This is a genomic window from Streptomyces sp. NBC_00454 (genome assembly GCF_041434015.1).
Classification (GTDB): Bacteria; Actinomycetota; Actinomycetes; order Streptomycetales; family Streptomycetaceae; genus Streptomyces.
This window is the reverse complement of record NZ_CP107907.1, coordinates 5,070,862-5,089,601: the sequence shown is the minus strand read 5'-3', so window position 1 is coordinate 5,089,601 and position 18,740 is coordinate 5,070,862. Positions and strand designations below refer to the sequence as shown.

The 18,740-nt window shown below is 70.4% G+C and carries 12 protein-coding genes; 5 read left to right on the top strand and 7 right to left on the bottom strand.

Annotated elements, in window-relative coordinates:
• Positions 1–60: 60 nt before the first annotated feature.
• The 7 genes from OHU74_RS23635 to OHU74_RS23605 form a co-directional block, all read right to left on the bottom strand.
• Positions 61–1,116: an ABC transporter ATP-binding protein gene (locus OHU74_RS23635; protein ID WP_371617743.1), complete on the bottom strand. Its 1,056-nt coding sequence runs from the start codon at positions 1,114–1,116 to the stop codon at positions 61–63.
• Positions 1,109–2,155, bottom strand: a complete 1,047-nt coding sequence (locus OHU74_RS23630; protein WP_371619782.1) for an ABC transporter ATP-binding protein — start codon at positions 2,153–2,155, stop codon at positions 1,109–1,111. The genes OHU74_RS23635 and OHU74_RS23630 overlap by 8 nt, the downstream gene beginning before the upstream one ends.
• 20 nt (positions 2,156–2,175) lie before the next feature.
• Entirely contained in the window at positions 2,176–3,123 is a 948-nt protein-coding gene (locus OHU74_RS23625) for an ABC transporter permease (RefSeq protein WP_371617742.1), read from the bottom strand.
• A complete protein-coding gene (locus OHU74_RS23620) occupies positions 3,116–4,048 on the bottom strand; it encodes an ABC transporter permease (RefSeq protein WP_371619781.1) in 933 nt (310 codons plus the stop codon). Before OHU74_RS23620 ends, OHU74_RS23625 begins: the two co-directional genes overlap by 8 nt.
• A 175-nt stretch (positions 4,049–4,223) precedes the next feature.
• Positions 4,224–5,858, bottom strand: a complete 1,635-nt coding sequence (locus OHU74_RS23615; RefSeq protein ID WP_371617741.1) for an ABC transporter substrate-binding protein — start codon at positions 5,856–5,858, stop codon at positions 4,224–4,226.
• Positions 5,859–6,300: 442 nt separating this feature from the next.
• Positions 6,301–8,205: a translational GTPase TypA gene (typA, locus tag OHU74_RS23610; protein WP_266880929.1), complete on the bottom strand. Its 1,905-nt coding sequence runs from the start codon at positions 8,203–8,205 to the stop codon at positions 6,301–6,303.
• A gap of 318 nt (positions 8,206–8,523) precedes the next feature.
• The gene (locus OHU74_RS23605) at positions 8,524–10,986 is read right to left on the bottom strand and encodes an ABC transporter family substrate-binding protein (protein ID WP_371617740.1); all 2,463 of its coding nucleotides are present in this window, start codon (positions 10,984–10,986) and stop codon (positions 8,524–8,526) included.
• A 365-nt stretch (positions 10,987–11,351) separates the two neighbouring features.
• Between OHU74_RS23605 and OHU74_RS23600 the strand changes: the two genes are divergently transcribed.
• The 5 genes from OHU74_RS23600 to OHU74_RS23580 all read left to right on the top strand — a co-directional run bounded on the left by OHU74_RS23600 (position 11,352) and on the right by OHU74_RS23580 (position 18,692).
• A complete protein-coding gene (locus tag OHU74_RS23600) occupies positions 11,352–11,591 on the top strand; it encodes a hypothetical protein (protein ID WP_371617739.1) in 240 nt (79 codons plus the stop codon).
• A gap of 107 nt (positions 11,592–11,698) precedes the next feature.
• Complete coding sequence (locus OHU74_RS23595; RefSeq protein WP_371617738.1) at positions 11,699–12,523, top strand: hypothetical protein; 825 nt, start codon at positions 11,699–11,701, stop codon at positions 12,521–12,523.
• A gap of 1 nt (position 12,524) precedes the next feature.
• Complete coding sequence (locus OHU74_RS23590) at positions 12,525–14,453, top strand: fumarate reductase/succinate dehydrogenase flavoprotein subunit (RefSeq protein ID WP_371617737.1); 1,929 nt, start codon at positions 12,525–12,527, stop codon at positions 14,451–14,453.
• Positions 14,450–15,223 carry a succinate dehydrogenase/fumarate reductase iron-sulfur subunit gene (locus OHU74_RS23585; protein ID WP_371617736.1) on the top strand — a complete coding sequence of 258 codons (774 nt, stop codon included), beginning with the start codon at positions 14,450–14,452 and terminating at the stop codon, positions 15,221–15,223. Before OHU74_RS23590 ends, OHU74_RS23585 begins: the two co-directional genes overlap by 4 nt.
• Before the next feature lie 79 nt (positions 15,224–15,302).
• Positions 15,303–18,692 carry a protein kinase gene (locus tag OHU74_RS23580; protein ID WP_371617735.1) on the top strand — a complete coding sequence of 1,130 codons (3,390 nt, stop codon included), beginning with the start codon at positions 15,303–15,305 and terminating at the stop codon, positions 18,690–18,692.
• The last annotated feature ends 48 nt before the right edge of the window (positions 18,693–18,740 follow it).

The window sequence follows — 18,740 nt, the reverse complement described above, 5'->3', positions numbered from 1 at the left end:
GCGCCCGGCGCCGGATCGAAATCCGGTGCCGGGCGCTTCGGTGTGATCGCCTACGCGAGGTCAGACGGCCAGAACGGCCTTCTCCTCGGCGAAGTGGCAGGCCGACTCGTGCGCGGCCAGCGACTTGGAGCCCTGGAAGCGCTCCGGGATCGCCAGGAGCGGCTCCTCCGTGGAGCACTTCTCCTCGGCCTTCCAGCAGCGGGTGCGGAAGCGGCAGCCCGACGGCGGGTTGGCCGGGGAGGGGACGTCTCCGGTGAGGAGGATCCGCTCGCGGCCCTCGCGGGCCTCCGGGTCCGGCACCGGCACCGCGGAGAGCAGCGCCTGGGTGTACGGGTGGGTCGGGTGCTCGTAGATCTGCGCGTCGGTGCCGATCTCGGCCATCTTGCCGAGGTACATGACGCCGACCCGGTCCGAGATGTGCCGGACGATCGACAGGTCGTGCGCGATGAAGATGTAGGAGAGGTTGAACTCCTCCTGCAGCTTCTCCATCAGGTTGATGACCTGGGCCTGCACCGACACGTCGAGCGCGGAGACCGGCTCGTCGCAGATGATGATCTCCGGGTTGAGCGCGAGGCCTCGGGCGATGCCGATGCGCTGGCGCTGACCGCCGGAGAACTGGTGCGGGTACCGGTTGATGTACTCCGGGTTGAGGCCCACGACGTCCAGGAGCTCCTGGACCTTGCGGCGCCGGTCGCCCTTGGGAGCCACCTCGGGGTGGATCTCGTAGGTCTCCCCGATGATGTCGCCGACCGTCATGCGCGGGTTGAGCGAGGTGTACGGGTCCTGGAACACCATCTGGATGTTGCGGCGCACGGCCTTCAGGGCGCGGCCGGACAGCTTGGTGATGTCCTGGCCCTTGTAGAAGACCTCGCCGGCGGTGGCGCGCTCCAGGTTCATCAGGAGCTTGGCGACGGTGGACTTGCCACAGCCGGACTCGCCGACGATGCCGAGGGTCTCGCCCTGGTACAGGTCGAAGGAGATCCCGTCGACCGCGCGGACCGCGCCGACCTGCTTCTTGAACAGGATGCCCTGGGTCAGCGGGAAGTGCTTGACCAGGTTGCGGACCTGGAGGATCGGCTCGCCGCGCTCGGGGGCGTTCTTGGTGAGCTCAGCCATGGATCTGCTCCTTCCAGAAGTGGCACGCGCTGTGACGGCCGACCAGTTCGGTGCCGTCCTGCTCGCTGACGGGCTGGAGCACGGGGATCTCCGACCGGCAGATGTCCTGCGCGGCGGTGCAGCGCGGGTTGAACGAGCAGCCTGAGGGCAGGTTCAGCAGGTTCGGCGGCAGGCCCTTGATCGCGAAGAGCTCCTGGCCCTTCTGGTCCAGACGCGGGATCGAGTCGAGCAGACCGCGGGTGTACGGGTGTGCCGGGCGCTTGTAGATCTCGTGGACCGGTGCGGTCTCGACGATCCGGCCGGCGTACATGACGGCGATCTTGTCCGCGACGTCGGCGACGACGCCGAGGTCGTGGGTGATGAGGATGAGGCCCATGTTGAGCTCGCGCTGGAGCTCCGCGAGGAGGTCCATGACCTGGGCCTGGACGGTGACGTCCAGGGCCGTGGTCGGCTCGTCCGCGATGATCAGGTCGGGCTCCAGCGCGATCGCCATGGCGATCATGATGCGCTGGCGCATACCGCCGGAGAAGTGGTGCGGGTAGTCGTCCACACGCTCCTTCGCCGCCGGGATCTTGACCTTGTCCATCAGCTCGATGGCCTTGAGGCGGGCTTCCTTCTTCGACAGGCCCTGGTGGACGCGGAACATCTCGCCCAGCTGGTAGCCGACGGTGAGCACCGGGTTCAGCGAGGACAGCGCGTCCTGGAAGATCATGGCGATCTTCTGGCCGCGCAGCTTGCGCCGCTCCTCGAAGCTCATCTTCAGCATGTCCTGGCCGCGGAAGAGGATCTCGCCCTGCGGGATCTTGCCGGGGGGCATGTCGAGGATGCCCATGATGGCCTGGGCCGTCACGGACTTGCCGGAGCCGGACTCGCCGAGGACGGCGAGGGTCTCGCCGGCGCTCACGCTGTAGTTGACGCCGTTGACTGCCTTGGCCACACCGTCGCGGGTGTGGAACTCGACGTGCAGGTCGCGCACTTCGAGCAGGGGCGTCTGGGGGTCCCCGTCACGCGGGGAGGGAACGCTGGAGGTGTTGTCCATGGTGATCACTTACGCCCTCCTCAGCGCAGCTTCGGGTCGAGGGCGTTGCGGACCGCTTCGCCGAGCATGATGAAGGCGAGGACGGTGATGCTGAGCATGATCGAGGGGTACAGCAGGATGTGCTGCGCCACTCGGATCTGCGCGGATCCGGCCGAGATGTCCACGCCCCACGAGATGGTCGGGGACGCGAGGCCCAGACCCAGGTAGGACAGGGTGGCCTCGGCGGCGATGTAGCCGCCCAGCGCGATGGTGGAGACCACGATCACCGGGGCCATGGCGTTCGGCAGGATGTGCCGGAACAGGATCCGCGTGGTGCCTGCGCCCAGCGCCTTGGCGGCGTGCACGTAGTCCGCCTGCTTCACGGTGATGACCGCGCCGCGCATGACGCGGTTGATCTGCGTCCAGCCGAGGAAGGCCAGGGCGAAGACGACCGTCCACACCGTGCGCTTGGTGAAGGCCTGGAGGACGACCATCGAGCCGAGCAGGAACGGGATGCCGAAGAAGACGTCGGTGACGCGCGACATGATCGCGTCCGTGAGACCGCCGAAGTAGCCGGCGATCATGCCCGTCAGGCCGCCGACGACGGTGACGATGGCGGTCACGGCGACGGCGACGATGATCGAGGCCCGGGTGCCGTAGATGAGGCGGGCGTAGACGCTGCGGCCCTGGCCGTCCCAGCCGAGCCAGTCGGGCGAACCGACCTTGGACAGCTCCGGCTTGCCGAGGAAGTGGTGGACCAGGTCGCCCTTGGTGGGGTCGACGCTGGTGAACCAGCCCGGGAAGGCGGCGATCACGAGGAGGACGAAGATCAGCGCCGCGGAGACCACGAAGTAGGGGTTGCGACGCAGGTCGGCCCACGCGTCGCCCCAGAGGCTGCGCGCCTTCTCGGCCTTCGCCGGCTCCACCGGGGCGCCGGGCGCTCCCGGGGTCTCGGCCTTGACGGTTTCGGTCTGGGTCATGTCAGGCATACCGGATCCTCGGGTCCATGACCGCGTAGAGGAGGTCGACGAGCAGGCTGGCTATGAGGTAGACGACGACCAGGACGGTGACGACACCGACCACGGTCAGGCCCTCGCGGCGGACGACCGAGTCGTAGATCAGACCGCCGACACCCTTGACGTTGAAGATGCCCTCGGTGACGACGGCGCCGCCCATGAGGGCGCCGATGTCGGTGCCCAGGAAGGTGACGACCGGGATCATCGAGTTGCGCATCAGGTGGACACCGATGACGCGGCGCTTGGGCAGGCCCTTGGCGACGGCGGTGCGCACGTAGTCGGCGCGCAGGTTCTCGGCCATCGAGGTGCGGGTCAGGCGGGCCACATAGGCGAGCGACAAGGACCCCAGCACGATCGCCGGTGCGAGCAGCTCGCCCCAGGTCTCGTTGATGCTGACGTTCGGCTCGATCCAGCCGAGCTGGAAGGCGAACACCGACTTGACGATGAAACCGAGGACGAAGACCGGCATCGAGATGATCAGCAGGGTGAGGATCAGGATGATGTTGTCCACGAGCTTGCCGGCCTTGAGGCCGGCGACGATCCCGAGCGCGAGGCCCAGGACGATCTCGATGGCGAACGCCAGGAAGGCCAGCCGGATCGTGACCGGGAAGGCACCACCGATGACCTCGGTGATCTCACGGCCGCTGCGGATCTGCGTTCCGAAGTCGAAGTGGAACAGGATGCCGGTGATGTAGTTGTAGTACTGCTGCCAGATCGGCAGGTCCAGACCGTGCTGGTGACGGAGCGCGGCCAGCGTGGCCGGGTCCGCGCCCTTGTCTCCGAAGAGTCCGGCCACGGGGTCGCCGGGCAGGCTGTACACCATAAAGAAGATGAGCAGGGTCGTCCCGAAGAAGACCGGGATCATCTGGAGCAGTCGTCGTGCGACATAGCGCCCCATCATGCCTCCGTAGAAGATGCGGCAGGCGCAGCCGGACGGGCCCTTTCGCCACGCACGCGCGTGACGGGATCGTCACTGCGTCGCGAAAGGGCCCCCCGGGGCGCTGCGTATAGGCCCGGATGCGGGCCGGCTCCCCGCCGGCCCACATCCGTCGAAATGAATTACGCGGTGGGACTTACTTCTTGACCTCGACACCCTCGAGGATCGGGTCGCCGTCCTGGGCGTACTTCACGTTCGAGACCTTCTCCGAGAAGCCCGCGTTGACCTTGTAGTACCAGAGCGGGATCGACGGCATGTAGTTGACGAGGTCCTTCTCGATGGCCTGGTAGGCCTTCACGGACTCGTCCAGGCTCGCCGCCGTGTCGGCCGCGGCGATCTTCGCGTCCAGCGCCGGGTTCGAGAACCCGCCCTGGTTGCCACCGGCGCCCGTACGGAACAGGTCGCTGATGAAGTTCGCGTTCACCGGGTAGTCGAGGACCCAGCCGGAGCGGTAGATCGACTTGACCTGCTGGGTCTTACGGGCCTGGAGGTCGGCCTGGAAGTCCGGCTTGGCGTCACCGGTGCACTTGACGCCGGTGGCCTGGGTGATGCTGTTGCAGACAGCCTCGACCCATTCCTTGTGACCGCCATCCGAGTTGAACTGGATGAAGATCTCGTTGTTCGGAACGCCGCCGCCCTCGGCGATGAGCGCCTTGGCCTTCGCGGGGTCGAACTTGGTGACGTCACCGGTCGCGTTCGGCGTGTAGCCGAGGACGCCCTTGGCGACCCAGCCCGTGGCGGGCTCGCGGGTGCCCTGGAGCACGGTCTTGGTGATGGTGTCGCGGTCGATCGCCATCGACAGACCCTGGATGACCTTCGGGTCGACGACCTTCGGGGTCTTCCACTGGTCGGCGTAGTACGCGATGGCCAGCGTCTGGATGGCGGAGTACGCCTGGTCCACGGCGCGGTCACCGAGGTCGGCGCGGTAGACCGGGAGGTCCTTCGGACCGACCTGGCGCAGGACGTCGACGTTGCCCGACTTCAGGTCCTCGTAGGCGGTCTCGAGGGTGGAGTAGTTCTTGAGAACGACGCCACCGTTCTTCGCCTTGTTCGGACCCTTGTAGTCGTCGAAGCGCGTGAGCTCGATCTGCTTCTTGTGCTCCCACGACTTGAACTTGTAGGGGCCGTTGCCGACCGGCTTCTCACCGGCGGCCGCGGGGTCCTTGAAGAAGGAGTCGGGCAGCGGCAGGAAGGCCTGGTAGCCGAGCTTGTACGAGAAGTACGGCACCGCGTTGGCGAGCTCGATGGTGAAGGTGTTCTCGTCGACGACCTTCAGACCCTCGAGGGAGTCACCGGTGGGCTTGGCGTCCTTGGCCTCCGGGTGGACGGCCTCGTAGCCCTTGATGTCGGCGAACCAGGACGCGTTGCCCTGCTTGTTGTTGATGTTCGCGCCCCAGTTCCACGCCTTCACGTAGGACTCGGCGGTCACCTTGGTGCCGTCGTGGAAGGTCCAGCCCGGCTTGAGCTTGACGGTCCAGGTCTTGCTGTCCTTGGTCTCCACCGACTCGGCGTTGATCATGACCAGCTTGCCGTCGGCGTCGTAGTCGACGAGCGGGGCGAACAGGCCCGACATGACGATCGAGCCGTTGGACTCCATCGTGTCGGCCGGCTGGAGAAGCTTCTCCGGCTCGCCGACCTCGACCGAGTAGATGCCGTTCGGGTCGACATCGCCCTTGCCGGCCACCTTGCCGCCGCCGCCACCGCAAGCGGTCGCAGCCAGGGCAACGACAATCGCGCCCGTTACCCACTTGGCGCTCTTGGCACCGCGCATGGGTTTCCTCCTCATGAGTCCACTGTCTGATGTGAGGGACACGTGTTGCGTTTCGCCGACACCCCTGACGGCGATAAGGAACCAGTGCCCCGAGTGTGCTCGTGAGTCGACGCTCCCCACAGCGTGTGACCCATTGACCCGAGCTCAATGGAGCCATCCTCAGGGACGCCCAGACCGTAAACCACACTTAAGTGGTCTCGTTTTCACAACATCGCACTATGGCCAAAACCCGAAATCCGGACAAACGGATAGGAGACAGACACGTGCGAAACGGACTGTTAGCTCTTCTTCCGGAGTGTCACGGTCGGTATCCGGACACCGGACGGAAACAATCCACTTGACAAAAGCGAACAGCCCCTCCCTGCACGGAGACCGTGCGGGGAGGGGCTGCTCGAAAAAGCCGTGACCGGGCGGACCCAAGTGTGATCTGGGTCCTACTCGATTACTTGCCGGACTTGGCGCGCGAGGCGGAGCGCGAGCGGTCCTTCTGGTCCAGGACGACCTTGCGGATGCGGACGGCCTCCGGGGTCACCTCGACGCACTCGTCGTCGCGGCAGAACTCCAGGGACTGCTCCAGGGAGAGCCTGCGCGGGGGCACCACGTTCTCGGTGTTGTCCGCGGAAGCCGCACGCATGTTGGTGAGCTTCTTCTCCTTGGTGATGTTCACGTCCATGTCGTCGGCGCGCGAGTTCTCGCCGACGATCATGCCCTCGTACACCTCGGTGCCGGGCTCGGTGAACAGGACACCGCGCTCCTGCAGGTTGATCATGGCGAACGGCGTGACCGAACCGGAGCGGTCGGCGACCAGCGAACCGTTGTTACGGGTCACCAGCTGGCCGAACCACGGCTCGAGGCCCTCGTGGATCGAGTGGGCGATGCCCGTACCGCGCGTACCGGTCAGGAACTCGGTACGGAAGCCGATGAGGCCGCGCGACGGGACGACGAACTCCATGCGGACCCAGCCGGAGCCGTGGTTCGACATGTTGTCCATGCGGCCCTTGCGGACGCCCATGAGCTGCGTGACCGCACCCATGTGCTCCTCGGGGACGTCGACCGTCATGCGCTCGACCGGCTCGTGCACCTTGCCGTCGACGATCTGCGTGACGACCTGCGGCTTGCCGATGGTCAGCTCGAAGCCCTCGCGGCGCATCTGCTCGACCAGGATGGCGAGCGCGAGCTCACCACGGCCCTGGACCTCCCAGGCGTCGGGACGCTCGGTGTCGAGGACGCGGAGCGAGACGTTACCGACCAGCTCGCGGTCCAGACGGTCCTTGACCTGGCGGGCGGTGACCTTGCGGTCCTTGACCGCGGACTTGGCGTCCGCGCCCTTGCCGCTGCCGCCGCGGCCGACCATCGGGGAGGTGTTCGTACCGATGGTCATCGAGATCGCCGGCTCGTCGACCGAGATCAGCGGGAGCGCGATCGGGTTCTCCGGGTCGGCCAGGGTCTCGCCGATCATGATGTCGGGGAAACCGGCGACCGCGCAGATGTCACCCGGGCCCGCCACCTCGGCCGGCTTGCGGGTGAGCGCCTCGGTCATCATCAGCTCGGTGATGCGGACGTTGGAGATGGTGCCGTCACGCTTGATCCACGCGACGGTCTGACCCTTGCGGAGCTCGCCCTGCTCGACGCGCACCAGCGCGATGCGGCCGAGGAAGTTGTCCGCGTCCAGGTTGGTGACGTGGGCCTGGAGGGGGGCCTCCTCGTCGTACACCGGGGCCGGGACGTGGGCCAGGATGGTGGAGAAGAAGGGCTCCAGGCTGTCGCTGTCCGCGGGGACGGTGCCGTCCTCCGGCTTGGTCAGCGAGGCCACGCCGTCACGGCCACAGGCGTAGACGATCGGGAACTCGATCTGGTCCTCGTCGGCGTCCAGGTCGAGGAAGAGGTCGTACGTCTCGTTGACGACCTCGTCGATCCGGGAGTCCGGACGGTCCGTCTTGTTGATGCAGAGGATGACCGGCATCTTCGCCTGCAGGGCCTTGCGCAGGACGAAGCGGGTCTGGGGCAGCGGACCCTCGGAGGCGTCCACCAGCAGAACGACGGCGTCCACCATCGACAGACCGCGCTCGACCTCACCACCGAAGTCGGCGTGGCCGGGGGTGTCGATGATGTTGATCGTGATCGGGGCCGACCCGTCCTTCGGGTGGTACTTCACCGCCGTGTTCTTGGCGAGGATCGTGATGCCCTTCTCACGCTCCAGGTCGTTCGAGTCCATCATGCGGTCGTCGAGGTGCTGGTGGGCGGCGAAGGCACCGGCCTGCTTGAGCATGGCATCGACGATGGTCGTCTTGCCATGGTCGACGTGGGCGACGATGGCGACGTTACGGATGTCGTGGCGCGTGGGCACTTCGGCGCTTCTCCCGGGATCGTGGATGGCGACGCGTACGGTCCGGCACGCGAGCCTCGACCGGGCGGAAAACCTGCCACGGCCTTACCCCATCGTACGTCGCGCAGCGGGAACCGCCTGCCGGGGGGTCTGTCAAGAGGCCGGACGACTGAGGAGGGCCGAGGTTTCGGTGGGGGGTCTCGGCCCCTGGTACTGCCTGAATACACGCGGGTCAACGGGTACGTACGACCTTGCCCGCCGGGTTCCCGGCGGGCAAGGGACTTGAGTCACATCTGAGGTAGAAACCCGGGTCTCAATCTCGGATGCACCGTTTCGTCATCAGTTCTTCTTGTCGTCCTTGGCCTTGTCCTTGGCCGTCGGCGCCTTCTTCCAGCCGATGTCCTGGTAGCGGGGCGCGCCGAGGCCGAAGGCGCCCGCGTTGACCAGGTTCGGCTTCGCCGCCACCAGCTCGGGGCGCTGGTAGAGCGGGATGGAGCCGGCCGCAGCCCAGATCCGGGCGTCCGCCTTGCGCATCAGCTCGCGGGACTGGTCCTCGTCCAGCGTGCCGGCGGCCTGGTCGAAGAGCTGGTCGATGTGGTCGGTGCCGACCCGGGTGTAGTTCTGTTCGACCACCAGCGAGCCGTCGGCCGCCGGCTCGGGCTTCGCGAAGATCGGCCGGGCGTCGGTGGCGGGGTAGGCGGTCGCGGGCCAGGAGTACAGGGCCAGGTCGTACTGGCCGGAGGCGACGTAGTCCTTGAAGAAGCTCTCGTCGGCCACCTTGGTCAGCTCCGCCTGCACGCCGACCTTGTGGAGCATCTGCGCGATCCGCTCGCCGACCGTGCGCAGGGCCTCCGAGCCGGGGCCCGACGGGAGGACGAAGCGCAGGGTGAGCGGCTTGCCGTCCTTGGCGAGCATGGAGCCCGAGTTGCGTACGGCCTGCTTGGCGGGGGCCGGCGGGGCGCCGCTCGCCTTGGCCGCCGGGTCGGCGGCCTCGGCGTCCAGGGCCGGGCTGCGCTTGCCGTCGTCCACGGCTTCGGTCTGTGCGGCCTGTGCGGCCTGCGCCGCCTGGGCCGCCTGGGTGAGCAGCAGTTGTTCCTGCCGGGCGGCGAAGGGGGCCGGGGCCAGCACCGGGGAGGGCTGGACACCGGAGGCGAAGGCGTCGGCGTCGACGATCTCCCCGTCGAACCCGTACACGCCCTCGGGCAGGGCCATGCCGGCCGGGTTCTCGGGGCCTTCGGGGCGGTGGTCGGGGTGGTCCGGGTGGTCCCGGCGGGCGGCCTCGGCTCCGGCCGCCGGCTTGTCGTCCCCGCGCCGGCCGGAGGCGTCGTGGTCTCCGTTGCGCTCGTCGTCCTGGCCGACGATGTAGAGCCCGTCGTTGCCGGTCCCGGGGCCCGACGGGGTCTTCCCGTCGTCGTGCTCCTTCGCGGCTTCCGCTCCCGCCTTGGCCCCGTTCGGCTCGGTGAGCTTGCCGCCCCGGCGCCAGCCGGCGTCCGCGAGCAGGGCCTGCGCGGCCTCGGTGTCCTGACCGCCGAGGGCGTCGCTGTTGTCGGCGTACGCCTGCTGCCCGGCCAGCGCCAGGTGGCTGCCCACGGGCTTCGCGGGCAGGCCCAGCGGCTTGAGGACGATGTCGGCGAGGGCCTGGCGGTCCAGGGCTCTGGCCACGGCCCGGCGCACGCGCTCGTCGGTGAGCGGGCCGGAGGCCCCGTTCATGGCGAGCTGGGTGTAGGCGGGCTCCAGGGACTTGCGGACGGTGAAGGCGCGCAGGGCGCCCTGCTCCTCGGCGTACCGCTTGACCGCCTCGGCGTGCTTCTGCCGGGTCTCCTGCGCCTCCTTGGCCTTGGCCTCGTCCACGCCGAAGGCCAGCGCCCACGAGAGGGTGGCCTGCGCGGGCGTCACCGAGGCGGCGGGGCCGTGGGCCCCGTCGGCCTTGGCGGCGTCCCGCTGGGCCAGGGCGATCCGGTCGGCGCCGGTGCGGTCGATCTCGGCCATGTCGAGCTTGCCCGCGGCGAGCGCCGCCGGGCGCTCCGCCCGGGGCACGGCGGTGAGCACGAGGGAGTCGAGCTTGGCGGGGGCGCCCCACCAGCGCGGGTTGCGCGTCAGGGCGGCGGTGCCGGTCTTCTTGTCGATGGCGCCCAGCGAGAAGGGTCCGGCGGTGACCTTGAGGGCGCCGCGGGCGCCCTCGTTGAAGGCTTCCGGGGTGCCGGTGACCTGCTTGGGGTAGAGCGGGGAGAAGAGGGAGCGCCAGTCGGCGTACGGCTTGACGAAGGTGACCTTGACCTCCAGGTCCGTCTTGCCGCGCTCGATCTTCTCGATCCGGTCGTAGCCCGCGTTGCGCGCGGTCCAGTAAGCGGAGTCCTTGCCGTTCAGGGCCCGCCACTGGGCGACGAAGTCGGCGGCGCCGATCTCGCGGCCGTCGCTCCACACGGCCTGCTGGTTCAGCTTGTACAGGACGACCTGCTTGGGCTCCCGCTCGACGACCTCTGCCTTCTCCAGGAAGTCGGGATTGGCCACCGGCCGCCCCTTGGCGTCCAGCACGAACAGCTGGGGCAGTACCGCCCCGGCGATCCGGCCGGTGGTGGCGTCGGCGTCGGCCTGGAAGATGTTGAGGGTGCCGGGCAGGGCGTCCACGGCCCAGCGCAGCACCCCGCCGTCGGCCACCTTGTCGCGGGTGGTGGTCGCGATGTCCTGCCCGGCGGCGACCGGGCCGCCCTCGTCTTCACCCGCGCCGCAGCCCGCGAGCAGCGGCAGTGCAAGAACTCCCGAGGTCAGGAGCGCCAAGGACCTGCGCCTTCTCTGGGACATGGGTGGTACCTCCGGGGCAGGGCGTGGGGGGCTGGTCGTGAAAAGGAGGGGGCCTTGATCACGTTCGGCGGTATATGGAGCTGATCACACTGGGTGCCGAAGCCCACTGAAATCGACACCCCGCCGCACCCACCGCAGCGGACCCTCGCCACGCCGCGAACCCCACCCGTGCGGACCAATCCGGCTTGTGCTCCGGACGGGCGTTCCCCCGTAAGAGGGATGAAAATGGGGTGAGGGAGGGCGCACGGTTCGCGCCTGCGCGCCCGCAATCGCTGCACGTCCCTTCACAACCGGGGACGGAAGGCGCGACACTCGCAGGCGCACATGAGCGATGCCACCGCACCACGCGGAAATGAGGGCAAGTCATGTCCCTGCAAGACGATTTGACCACCGTACGGCGCAATCTGAACGAGCTGGTCCGCTCGGTGGAGCGGCTCGAACAGGATGTCGCGCGGCAGGCTCCGGCCGCCCCCAAGCCTCCGGGCGCGGGCGGACCGGGCCGCACGGCCGGCATGGTCGATGTACCGGACACCCCGTACGACAGTTCACTGTGGACGGATTCCGACGACGAGGGTCTCGGCGCCCGCGACCGCCGCGCCCCCTAGACGGCCTCGGACCGCACACCCCCGCACACCCCACCAGACCCGGCCACCCTCAGTGACGGCGGCCGGGTCTCCTGGGCCACCCCTCATCACTCCACCCGGAGTCCCTCTTGGCCACAGGCACCCAACCACCATCCCAGCGGCCCGGCGGCGTCCACGACGCCTCGCGGGCCGCGATCGCAGCCCGGCACCTGCGGACCGACCGGTGGTGGCTCTCGCCCGCCGGCACCGCGGCCGGGCTGCTCGCCTTCATCGTCTACTCCACCTGGCGGGCCTTCGCCAACGCCGACTACTACGCGGCCCCGTACGTCTCCCCCTTCTACTCCCCCTGTCTGGCGGAGAACTGCGAGGAGATGCGCGGCGGCCCGAACCTGGACCTCTTCGGCAGCTGGTGGGGCCTGTCCCCCGCCCTGCTGATCCTGGTCTTCCCGCTCGGCTTCCGGCTGACCTGCTACTACTACCGCAAGGCCTACTACCGGGGCTTCTGGGCCTCGCCGCCGGCCTGCGCCGTCGCCGAGCCGCACGCCTCGTACAGCGGTGAGACCCGCTTCCCGCTGATCTTCCAGAACATGCACCGCTACTTCTTCTACGCGGCGCTGCCGGTGGCGGGGATCCTCACCTACGACACCGTGCTGACCTTCCGCAACGACCGTTACGAATGGGGCCACATGGGCCTCGGGACGCTGCTGTTCCTCGTCAACATCGGTCTGATCTGGGCCTACACCCTGTCCTGCCACTCCTGCCGGCACATCATGGGCGGCCGCCTCAAGCACTTCTCCGAGCATCCGGTGCGCTACCGCCTGTGGGGCTGGGTCAGCCGCCTCAACTCCCGTCACATGCAGCTGGCGTGGGCCTCGCTGATCAGCGTGGCCGCCTGCGACTTCTACGTGTACCTGGTGGCCAGCGGCGCCTTCACAGACCCGAGGTTTTTCTGACATGGCTCAAGTGGAACGGCAGCAGTGGGACGTGGTCGTGGTCGGCGCGGGCGGCGCCGGACTGCGGGCCGCGATCGAGGCCCGCGAACGCGGCGCCCGGACGGCCGTGATCTGCAAGTCCCTGTTCGGCAAGGCCCACACCGTGATGGCGGAGGGCGGGATCGCCGCCTCCATGGGCAACGTCAACGAGGGCGACAACTGGCAGGTGCACTTCCGCGACACCATGCGCGGCGGCAAGTTCCTCAACCAGTGGCGGATGGCGGAACTGCACGCGAAGGAGGCCCCGGACCGGGTCTGGGAGCTGGAGACCTGGGGCGCGCTCTTCGACCGCACCCCCGACGGGAAGATCTCGCAGCGCAACTTCGGCGGGCACGAGTACCCGCGCCTCGCGCACGTCGGCGACCGCACCGGCCTGGAGCTGATCCGCACCCTCCAGCAGAAGATCGTCCAGCTCCAGCAGGAGGACTTCAAGGAGTACGGGGACCACGAGGCCCGGCTCAAGGTCTTCCAGGAGTGCACCGTCACAAGGGTCCTGAAGACCGAATCCGTTAGCGGCTCCGCCGCGGGCGAGCAGGTCTCGGGCACCTTCTGCTACGAGCGCGAGACCGGCCGCTTCTTCGTCCTGGAGGCCCCGGCGGTCGTGCTGTCCACGGGCGGCATCGGCAAGTCCTTCAAGACCACCTCGAACTCCTGGGAGTACACGGGCGACGGCCACGCGCTGGCCCTGCTCGCCGGGGCGCCCCTGCTGAACATGGAGTTCGTGCAGTTCCACCCGACCGGCATGGTCTGGCCGCCCTCGGTGAAGGGGATCCTCGTCACCGAGTCGGTGCGCGGCGACGGCGGGGTGCTGCGCAACAGCGAGGGCAAGCGGTTCATGTTCGACTACATCCCGGACGTCTTCAAGGAGAAGTACGCGCAGTCCGAGGAGGAGGGCGACCGCTGGTACGAGGACCCGGACCACAACCGGCGCCCGCCCGAGCTGCTCCCCCGCGACGAGGTGGCGCGCGCCATCAACTCCGAGGTCAAGGCCGGGCGCGGCACCCCGCACGGCGGGGTGTTCCTGGACGTGTCCACCCGGATGCCGGCCGAGAAGATCAAGCGGCGGCTCCCGTCGATGTACCACCAGTTCAAGGAGCTGGCGGACGTGGACATCACCGCCGAGCCGATGGAGGTCGGCCCGACCTGCCACTACGTGATGGGCGGCATCGCGGTCGACTCCGACACCGCCGCCACGGTCGGCGTGCCCGGCCTCTTCGCGGCCGGCGAGGTCGCGGGCGGGATGCACGGCTCGAACCGGCTCGGCGGGAACTCCCTCTCCGACCTGCTGGTCTTCGGCCGCCGAGCCGGGCTGCACGCCGCCGAGTACGCGGCCGCGCAGGCGGGCCGGCTGCCGGCCGTGGACCAGGCCATGGTGGACGAGGCGGCCACGGAGGCGCTGGCTCCGTTCCATGCCGCCGAGGGCGCGGAGAACCCGTACAGCCTCCACCAGGAACTCCAGACCACCATGAACGACCTCGTCGGCATCATCCGCCGCGAGGGCGAGATGGCCGAGGCCCTGGAGAAGCTGGCGACCCTGCGGCTACGGGCCTCCCGGGCCGGGGTCGAGGGCCACCGGCAGTTCAACCCGGGCTGGCACCTGGCGCTGGACCTGCGGAACATGCTGCTCGTCAGCGAGTGCGTGGCCCGCGCGGCCCTGGAGCGCACCGAGAGCCGGGGCGGGCACACCCGCGAGGACTGCCCGGCGATGGAACGGGACTGGCGGCCGGTGAACCTGCTGTGCCGGCCGGTGACCCCGGCGCCCCAGGACCCGGCGGCCGACCGGATCGAGCTGACCCGGGTGCGCACCGAACCCATCCGACCCGACCTGCTCGCGCTCTTCGAGAAGGAAGAGCTGGTCAAGTACCTCGCCGAAGAGGAGTTCCACGCGTGAGTACCTACGATGCCGCGTTCCGGATCTGGCGGGGTGACGCGGAGGGCGGCGAACTGCGCGATTTCACCGTGGAGGTGCACGACGGGGAGGTGGTGCTGGACATCGTCCACCGGCTCCAGGCCACCCAGGCCTCGGACCTCGCGGTGCGCTGGAACTGCAAGGCGGGCAAGTGCGGTTCGTGCAGCGCCGAGATCAACGGGCGGCCCCGGCTGCTGTGCATGACGCGGATGTCGACCTTCACCCGGGAAGAAACGATCACCGTGACCCCGCTGCGGGCCTTCCCCGTGGTCCGCGACCTGGTGACGGACGTGTCCTTCAACTACCAGAAGGCGCGCGAGATCCCGGCCTTCGTGCCCCCGCCCGGGGTCGCACCGGGCGAGTACCGGATGCAGCAGATCGACGTGGAGCGCTCGCAGGAGTTCCGCAAGTGCATCGAGTGCTTCCTGTGCCAGGACACCTGTCACGTGGTGCGTGACCACGAGGAGAACAAGACGGCCTTCGCCGGCCCCCGCTTCCTGATGCGGGTGGCGGAGCTGGACATGCACCCCCTGGACGCGGCGGCCGAAACGGGCCTGGACCGCAAGCGCACCGCCCAGGAGGAGCACGGGCTCGGCTACTGCAACATCACCAAGTGCTGCACGGAGGTCTGCCCCGAGGGAATCAAGATCACCGACAACGCCCTGATCCCGCTGAAGGAGCGGGCCGTGGACCGCAAGTACGACCCCCTGGTGTGGCTGGGGAACAAGATCGGGCGCCGTTCCGGTCGATAGCAGCCCCCAGCTGTTCACTTCGCAGTACAGAATGCCCCCTGTATCAACGTCGTTGACGTGATGTCAGGGGGCTTTCGCGGTGCGGGTGGGGGATCAGCTGGCGGGCCGGTACCGCCTCGACCAGCGGCTCGGCCAGGGCGGCATGGGCGAGGTGTGGCGGGCGCACGACACGGCGCTCGACCGCGCCGTGGCGGTGAAGGTGCTGCTGGAGGCGGCCACGAACGACGAGGTGGTCGCCCGTTTCCGGCGCGAGGCCACCATCGGGGCGCGGCTCCAGCACCCGGGCATCACCGTCGTGCACGACGTGGGACAGGAGGAGGGGCGGCTCTTCATCGTGATGGAGCTGCTCGCGGGCGAGGACCTGCGCAGCGCCCTGGCGCGGGAGCCGGGCGGGCTCGCGGTGGAGGTCGCGCTGGAACTGGCCGCGCAGACCGCCGAGGCGCTGGCCGCCGCCCACGAACGCTCCGTCATCCACCGGGACTTGAAGCCCGCCAACCTCTTCCTGCTGCCGGGGGGCCGGCTGAAGATCTGCGACTTCGGCATCGCGCACTCCTCGGACGCCACCGCGGGCTGGACGGTGACCGGCCGGATCTTCGGCAGCCCGCCGTACATGGCCCCCGAACAGTGGCGGGGCGAGCACGTGGACGCCCGGTGCGATCTGTACGCGCTGGGGTGCGTGCTGTACGCCCTGCTGAGCGGGGAGCCGCCCTTCGGCGAGAGCGCCGACGGGCCCTACGCGCTGATGCTCCGGCACATCGAGGACCCGCCGCTGCCGCTGCGCGAGGCCGGCAGGCCGGTGGCCCCGGAGGTGGACCGGCTGGTGCTGCACCTGCTGGCCAAGGACGCGGCGGACCGGCCGGAATCGGCGGCGGTCGTGGCGAAGTCGCTGCGCGGGCTGCTGGGCGGCTCCGGGGGGCGGGGTCCTGCGGACGGGGGCGGGGACGGGGCCCGGACCGGATTCGGGCGCGACACCCGGGCCCGCGACGGGGCCGGACGCGACCCCCGGACCGGAGCCGGTACCACCGTCACGGAGCGGTCCGGGGCCGGGGCCGGGTCGGGATCCGGGGCCGGCTCCGGACCCGCCGGGCAGGCCGGTGCTGAGCGCCGGCCCGGCACCGGCCGCGAGCGCATCGGCCTTCCGGGCGGGAACGGAAGCGAAGGCGGAAGCGGGGCTGGGAACGGAAGCGGGGCCCCGGGCGGGACTGGAAGCGGTACCGGAGCCGGCGGCGTCCCCGTCGGCGTACGGGAGTTCGTGCGGGAGTTGCTGCTGGAGGCCGAGGACGCGCTGCGCGCGGTGTCGGCGGACGGCAAGGCCCGGGTCGAGGTGCTGGCCGTCGCCGCCGACGCCGCGGCCCGCTTCGACGCGGGGCTCGCGGGGCGGCTGCTGGCCGAGGCCGAGAGCGCGGCGTGGAGTGACGGCGGGGGCGACGGGGCCCGGGTGGCCGGGCTGCTGACCGGTCTGGCCAAGGACACCTCCGCGCAGGCCCCGGCGCGGGCGCGGCGGCTGCTGACCGACGCGCAGCAGGCGCTGTTCACGGTGTTCGGACCGGACCGGGCGGGCCCGCTGCGCGCGGTCGCCTTCGAGCTGGCCCGGGTGGCGCCCGAACAGGCCGCCCGGATCGCCACGGACCACTTCACCGGCGGACCGTCCGAGAAGCGGCTCTTCACCCACATCGGCACGGCCGTCGCCGCCGCCGATCCAGCCGAGGCCGAACTGCAGTTGGCCCTGATCCCGGACGCCGGGCTGCGCGGGGCCGCCACCTACGACATGGTGCTGGCCGTCGCCCCGCGCGACCTCGCGGCGGCCCTGCGGCTCAGCGAGCGGATCGGCTCCGCCGGGGGGCGGCTGCTGGCGCTGTGCCAGGTGGCGCGCGACCGCGCCGGGGCCGGGGACCGGCCGGGTGCCGTGCAGGTCCTGGAACAGGCCGAGCGGGAACTGCCCGGGTTCCTGGAGGAGCGCGCGGCGTGGCTGCGCGAGGAGGCGGCGCACCACGCGGAGCAGGGGCGGCTCGTGGAGGCGGAGCGGCTGCGCGGCCAGGCCGAGGGCCTGCTCCGCGGCCGGACGGAGGCCTCCGGCGACGAGAAGACCGGCCACGCCCTGGCTTCGCTGGCCGGGGCGCGGGCCGCCGTCGAGCAGGCTGCGCGGCCGCCACTGGACCCGGAGGCGGCGCGGGAGCGGGCGGGCCGGGCCCGGAACCTGCCGGACGCGGCGGAGCGGGCCCGCGCGCTGGCCCGTATCGCGCGGGAATGCGTGGCGACGGGAAGCACGCCCTGGCTTGCGGAGGCGGCCGCGGACCCGGGGAGCTCGCCGCCGTCCGGGACCGCGGGCCCGGGAGGTCCGGACTCCGGCCCCCCGACGGCCCGGGGGTCGCGCTCGCTCACGGGCCGCCCGGGACCCCGTGCCGCCCCCGGGGCCCTCGCCTGGCTCACGGCCGCCCGGCCGGACGCCCTCTACGCGGCCGGGGCCCATGTGGTGTGGCGGTCGGGGCCCGAGGTGGGCTGCGTACGGGCCGACGTGGGCGCGACCCGCTGGACGGCCCGCTCCGACGAGGGTGTGGGCGCGGCCGCGCCGCCGCTGCCCGGGGCCGGGCGGCTGCGGGTGTCCTGCGCGGCGGACGCGGCCACGGTCTACGTCGAGGTGCGGCGCGAGGGTGCGCCGGGGGTCCGGCTGGTGGCGCGGGAACCGCGGGACGGGCGGGTGCGGTGGTGGCGGGACCTGCCCGGGGAGCGGCCGTTGCGCGCCGCCGGTCCCGTGGTGCTGCACGGGGCACCGGGCGATCTCACCGCGCTGTCGGCGAAGACGGGCGAAGTCCTGTGGCAGCGCGCACTGACGGGCTCCGGCGTGCGGTCCCCCGCCGTGGCGGGCGACTGCCTCGTCCTGCCGGACGACCGGCTGGTCCAGGCGCTGCACCTGCCGACCGGCCGGCTGCTGTGGTCCTTCCCCCGGAGCCGCCCCGCGGACCGCACGCTGCACGGGCAGCTGCCCTCCGGCAGTGGCGGTCCCGTCGCGCTCCTCGACGGCGAGGGGCTGCTGGCCCTGGACCGGAGCACCGGCCGGGAGCTGTGGAGGTTCGCGCCGGGCGTCCCGGCGGAGCCGCTGCTGAGCGAACGCGGCACGGTGTACGCGGCCGTGTACCGCCCGGACCAGGGCGCGGACCTGGTCTTCGCGCTCGACGCGGGGACCGGGGCGCTGCGCTGGCAGCGGGCGCTGACCCGGCGAGAGGGGGCGGGGTGCGTGCTCGAACTGCTGGGCGTGCGGTCGGGCGGCCTGTACGTCAAGGTGCTGGGCGGCGGCCGTCGCGGCCTCCTGAACCGCTCCGCCGGCCCCTTCGTCGCCGTCCTGGATCCGGCGACGGGCAAGCTCCGCCGCCAATGGGACCACCCGGCCCTCGCCGACGCGGACGCCCTCCTGATCGGCGACCACCTGGCCCTGTCCCGCCCGGAGCTCGCGGCCTACGCCCTTCCCTGACCGGCCCGCCCGGGGTCCGGAGCCGTGCCGGAGCCGTGCCCCGTCCGG

Bases quoted from the DNA above. Each gene is read 5' to 3' on its own strand.
- OHU74_RS23635 (WP_371617743.1), bottom strand. From the start codon at position 1,116: ATGGCTGAGCTCACCAAGAACGCCCCCGAGCGCGGCGAGCCGATCCTC.
- OHU74_RS23630 (WP_371619782.1), bottom strand. From the start codon at position 2,155: ATGGACAACACCTCCAGCGTTCCCTCCCCGCGTGACGGGGACCCCCAG.
- OHU74_RS23625 (WP_371617742.1), bottom strand. From the start codon at position 3,123: ATGCCTGACATGACCCAGACCGAAACCGTCAAGGCCGAGACCCCGGGA.
- OHU74_RS23620 (WP_371619781.1), bottom strand. From the start codon at position 4,048: ATGGGGCGCTATGTCGCACGACGACTGCTCCAGATGATCCCGGTCTTC.
- OHU74_RS23615 (WP_371617741.1), bottom strand. From the start codon at position 5,858: ATGCGCGGTGCCAAGAGCGCCAAGTGGGTAACGGGCGCGATTGTCGTT.
- OHU74_RS23605 (WP_371617740.1), bottom strand. From the start codon at position 10,986: ATGTCCCAGAGAAGGCGCAGGTCCTTGGCGCTCCTGACCTCGGGAGTT.
- OHU74_RS23600 (WP_371617739.1), top strand. From the start codon at position 11,352: ATGTCCCTGCAAGACGATTTGACCACCGTACGGCGCAATCTGAACGAG.
- OHU74_RS23590 (WP_371617737.1), top strand. From the start codon at position 12,525: ATGGCTCAAGTGGAACGGCAGCAGTGGGACGTGGTCGTGGTCGGCGCG.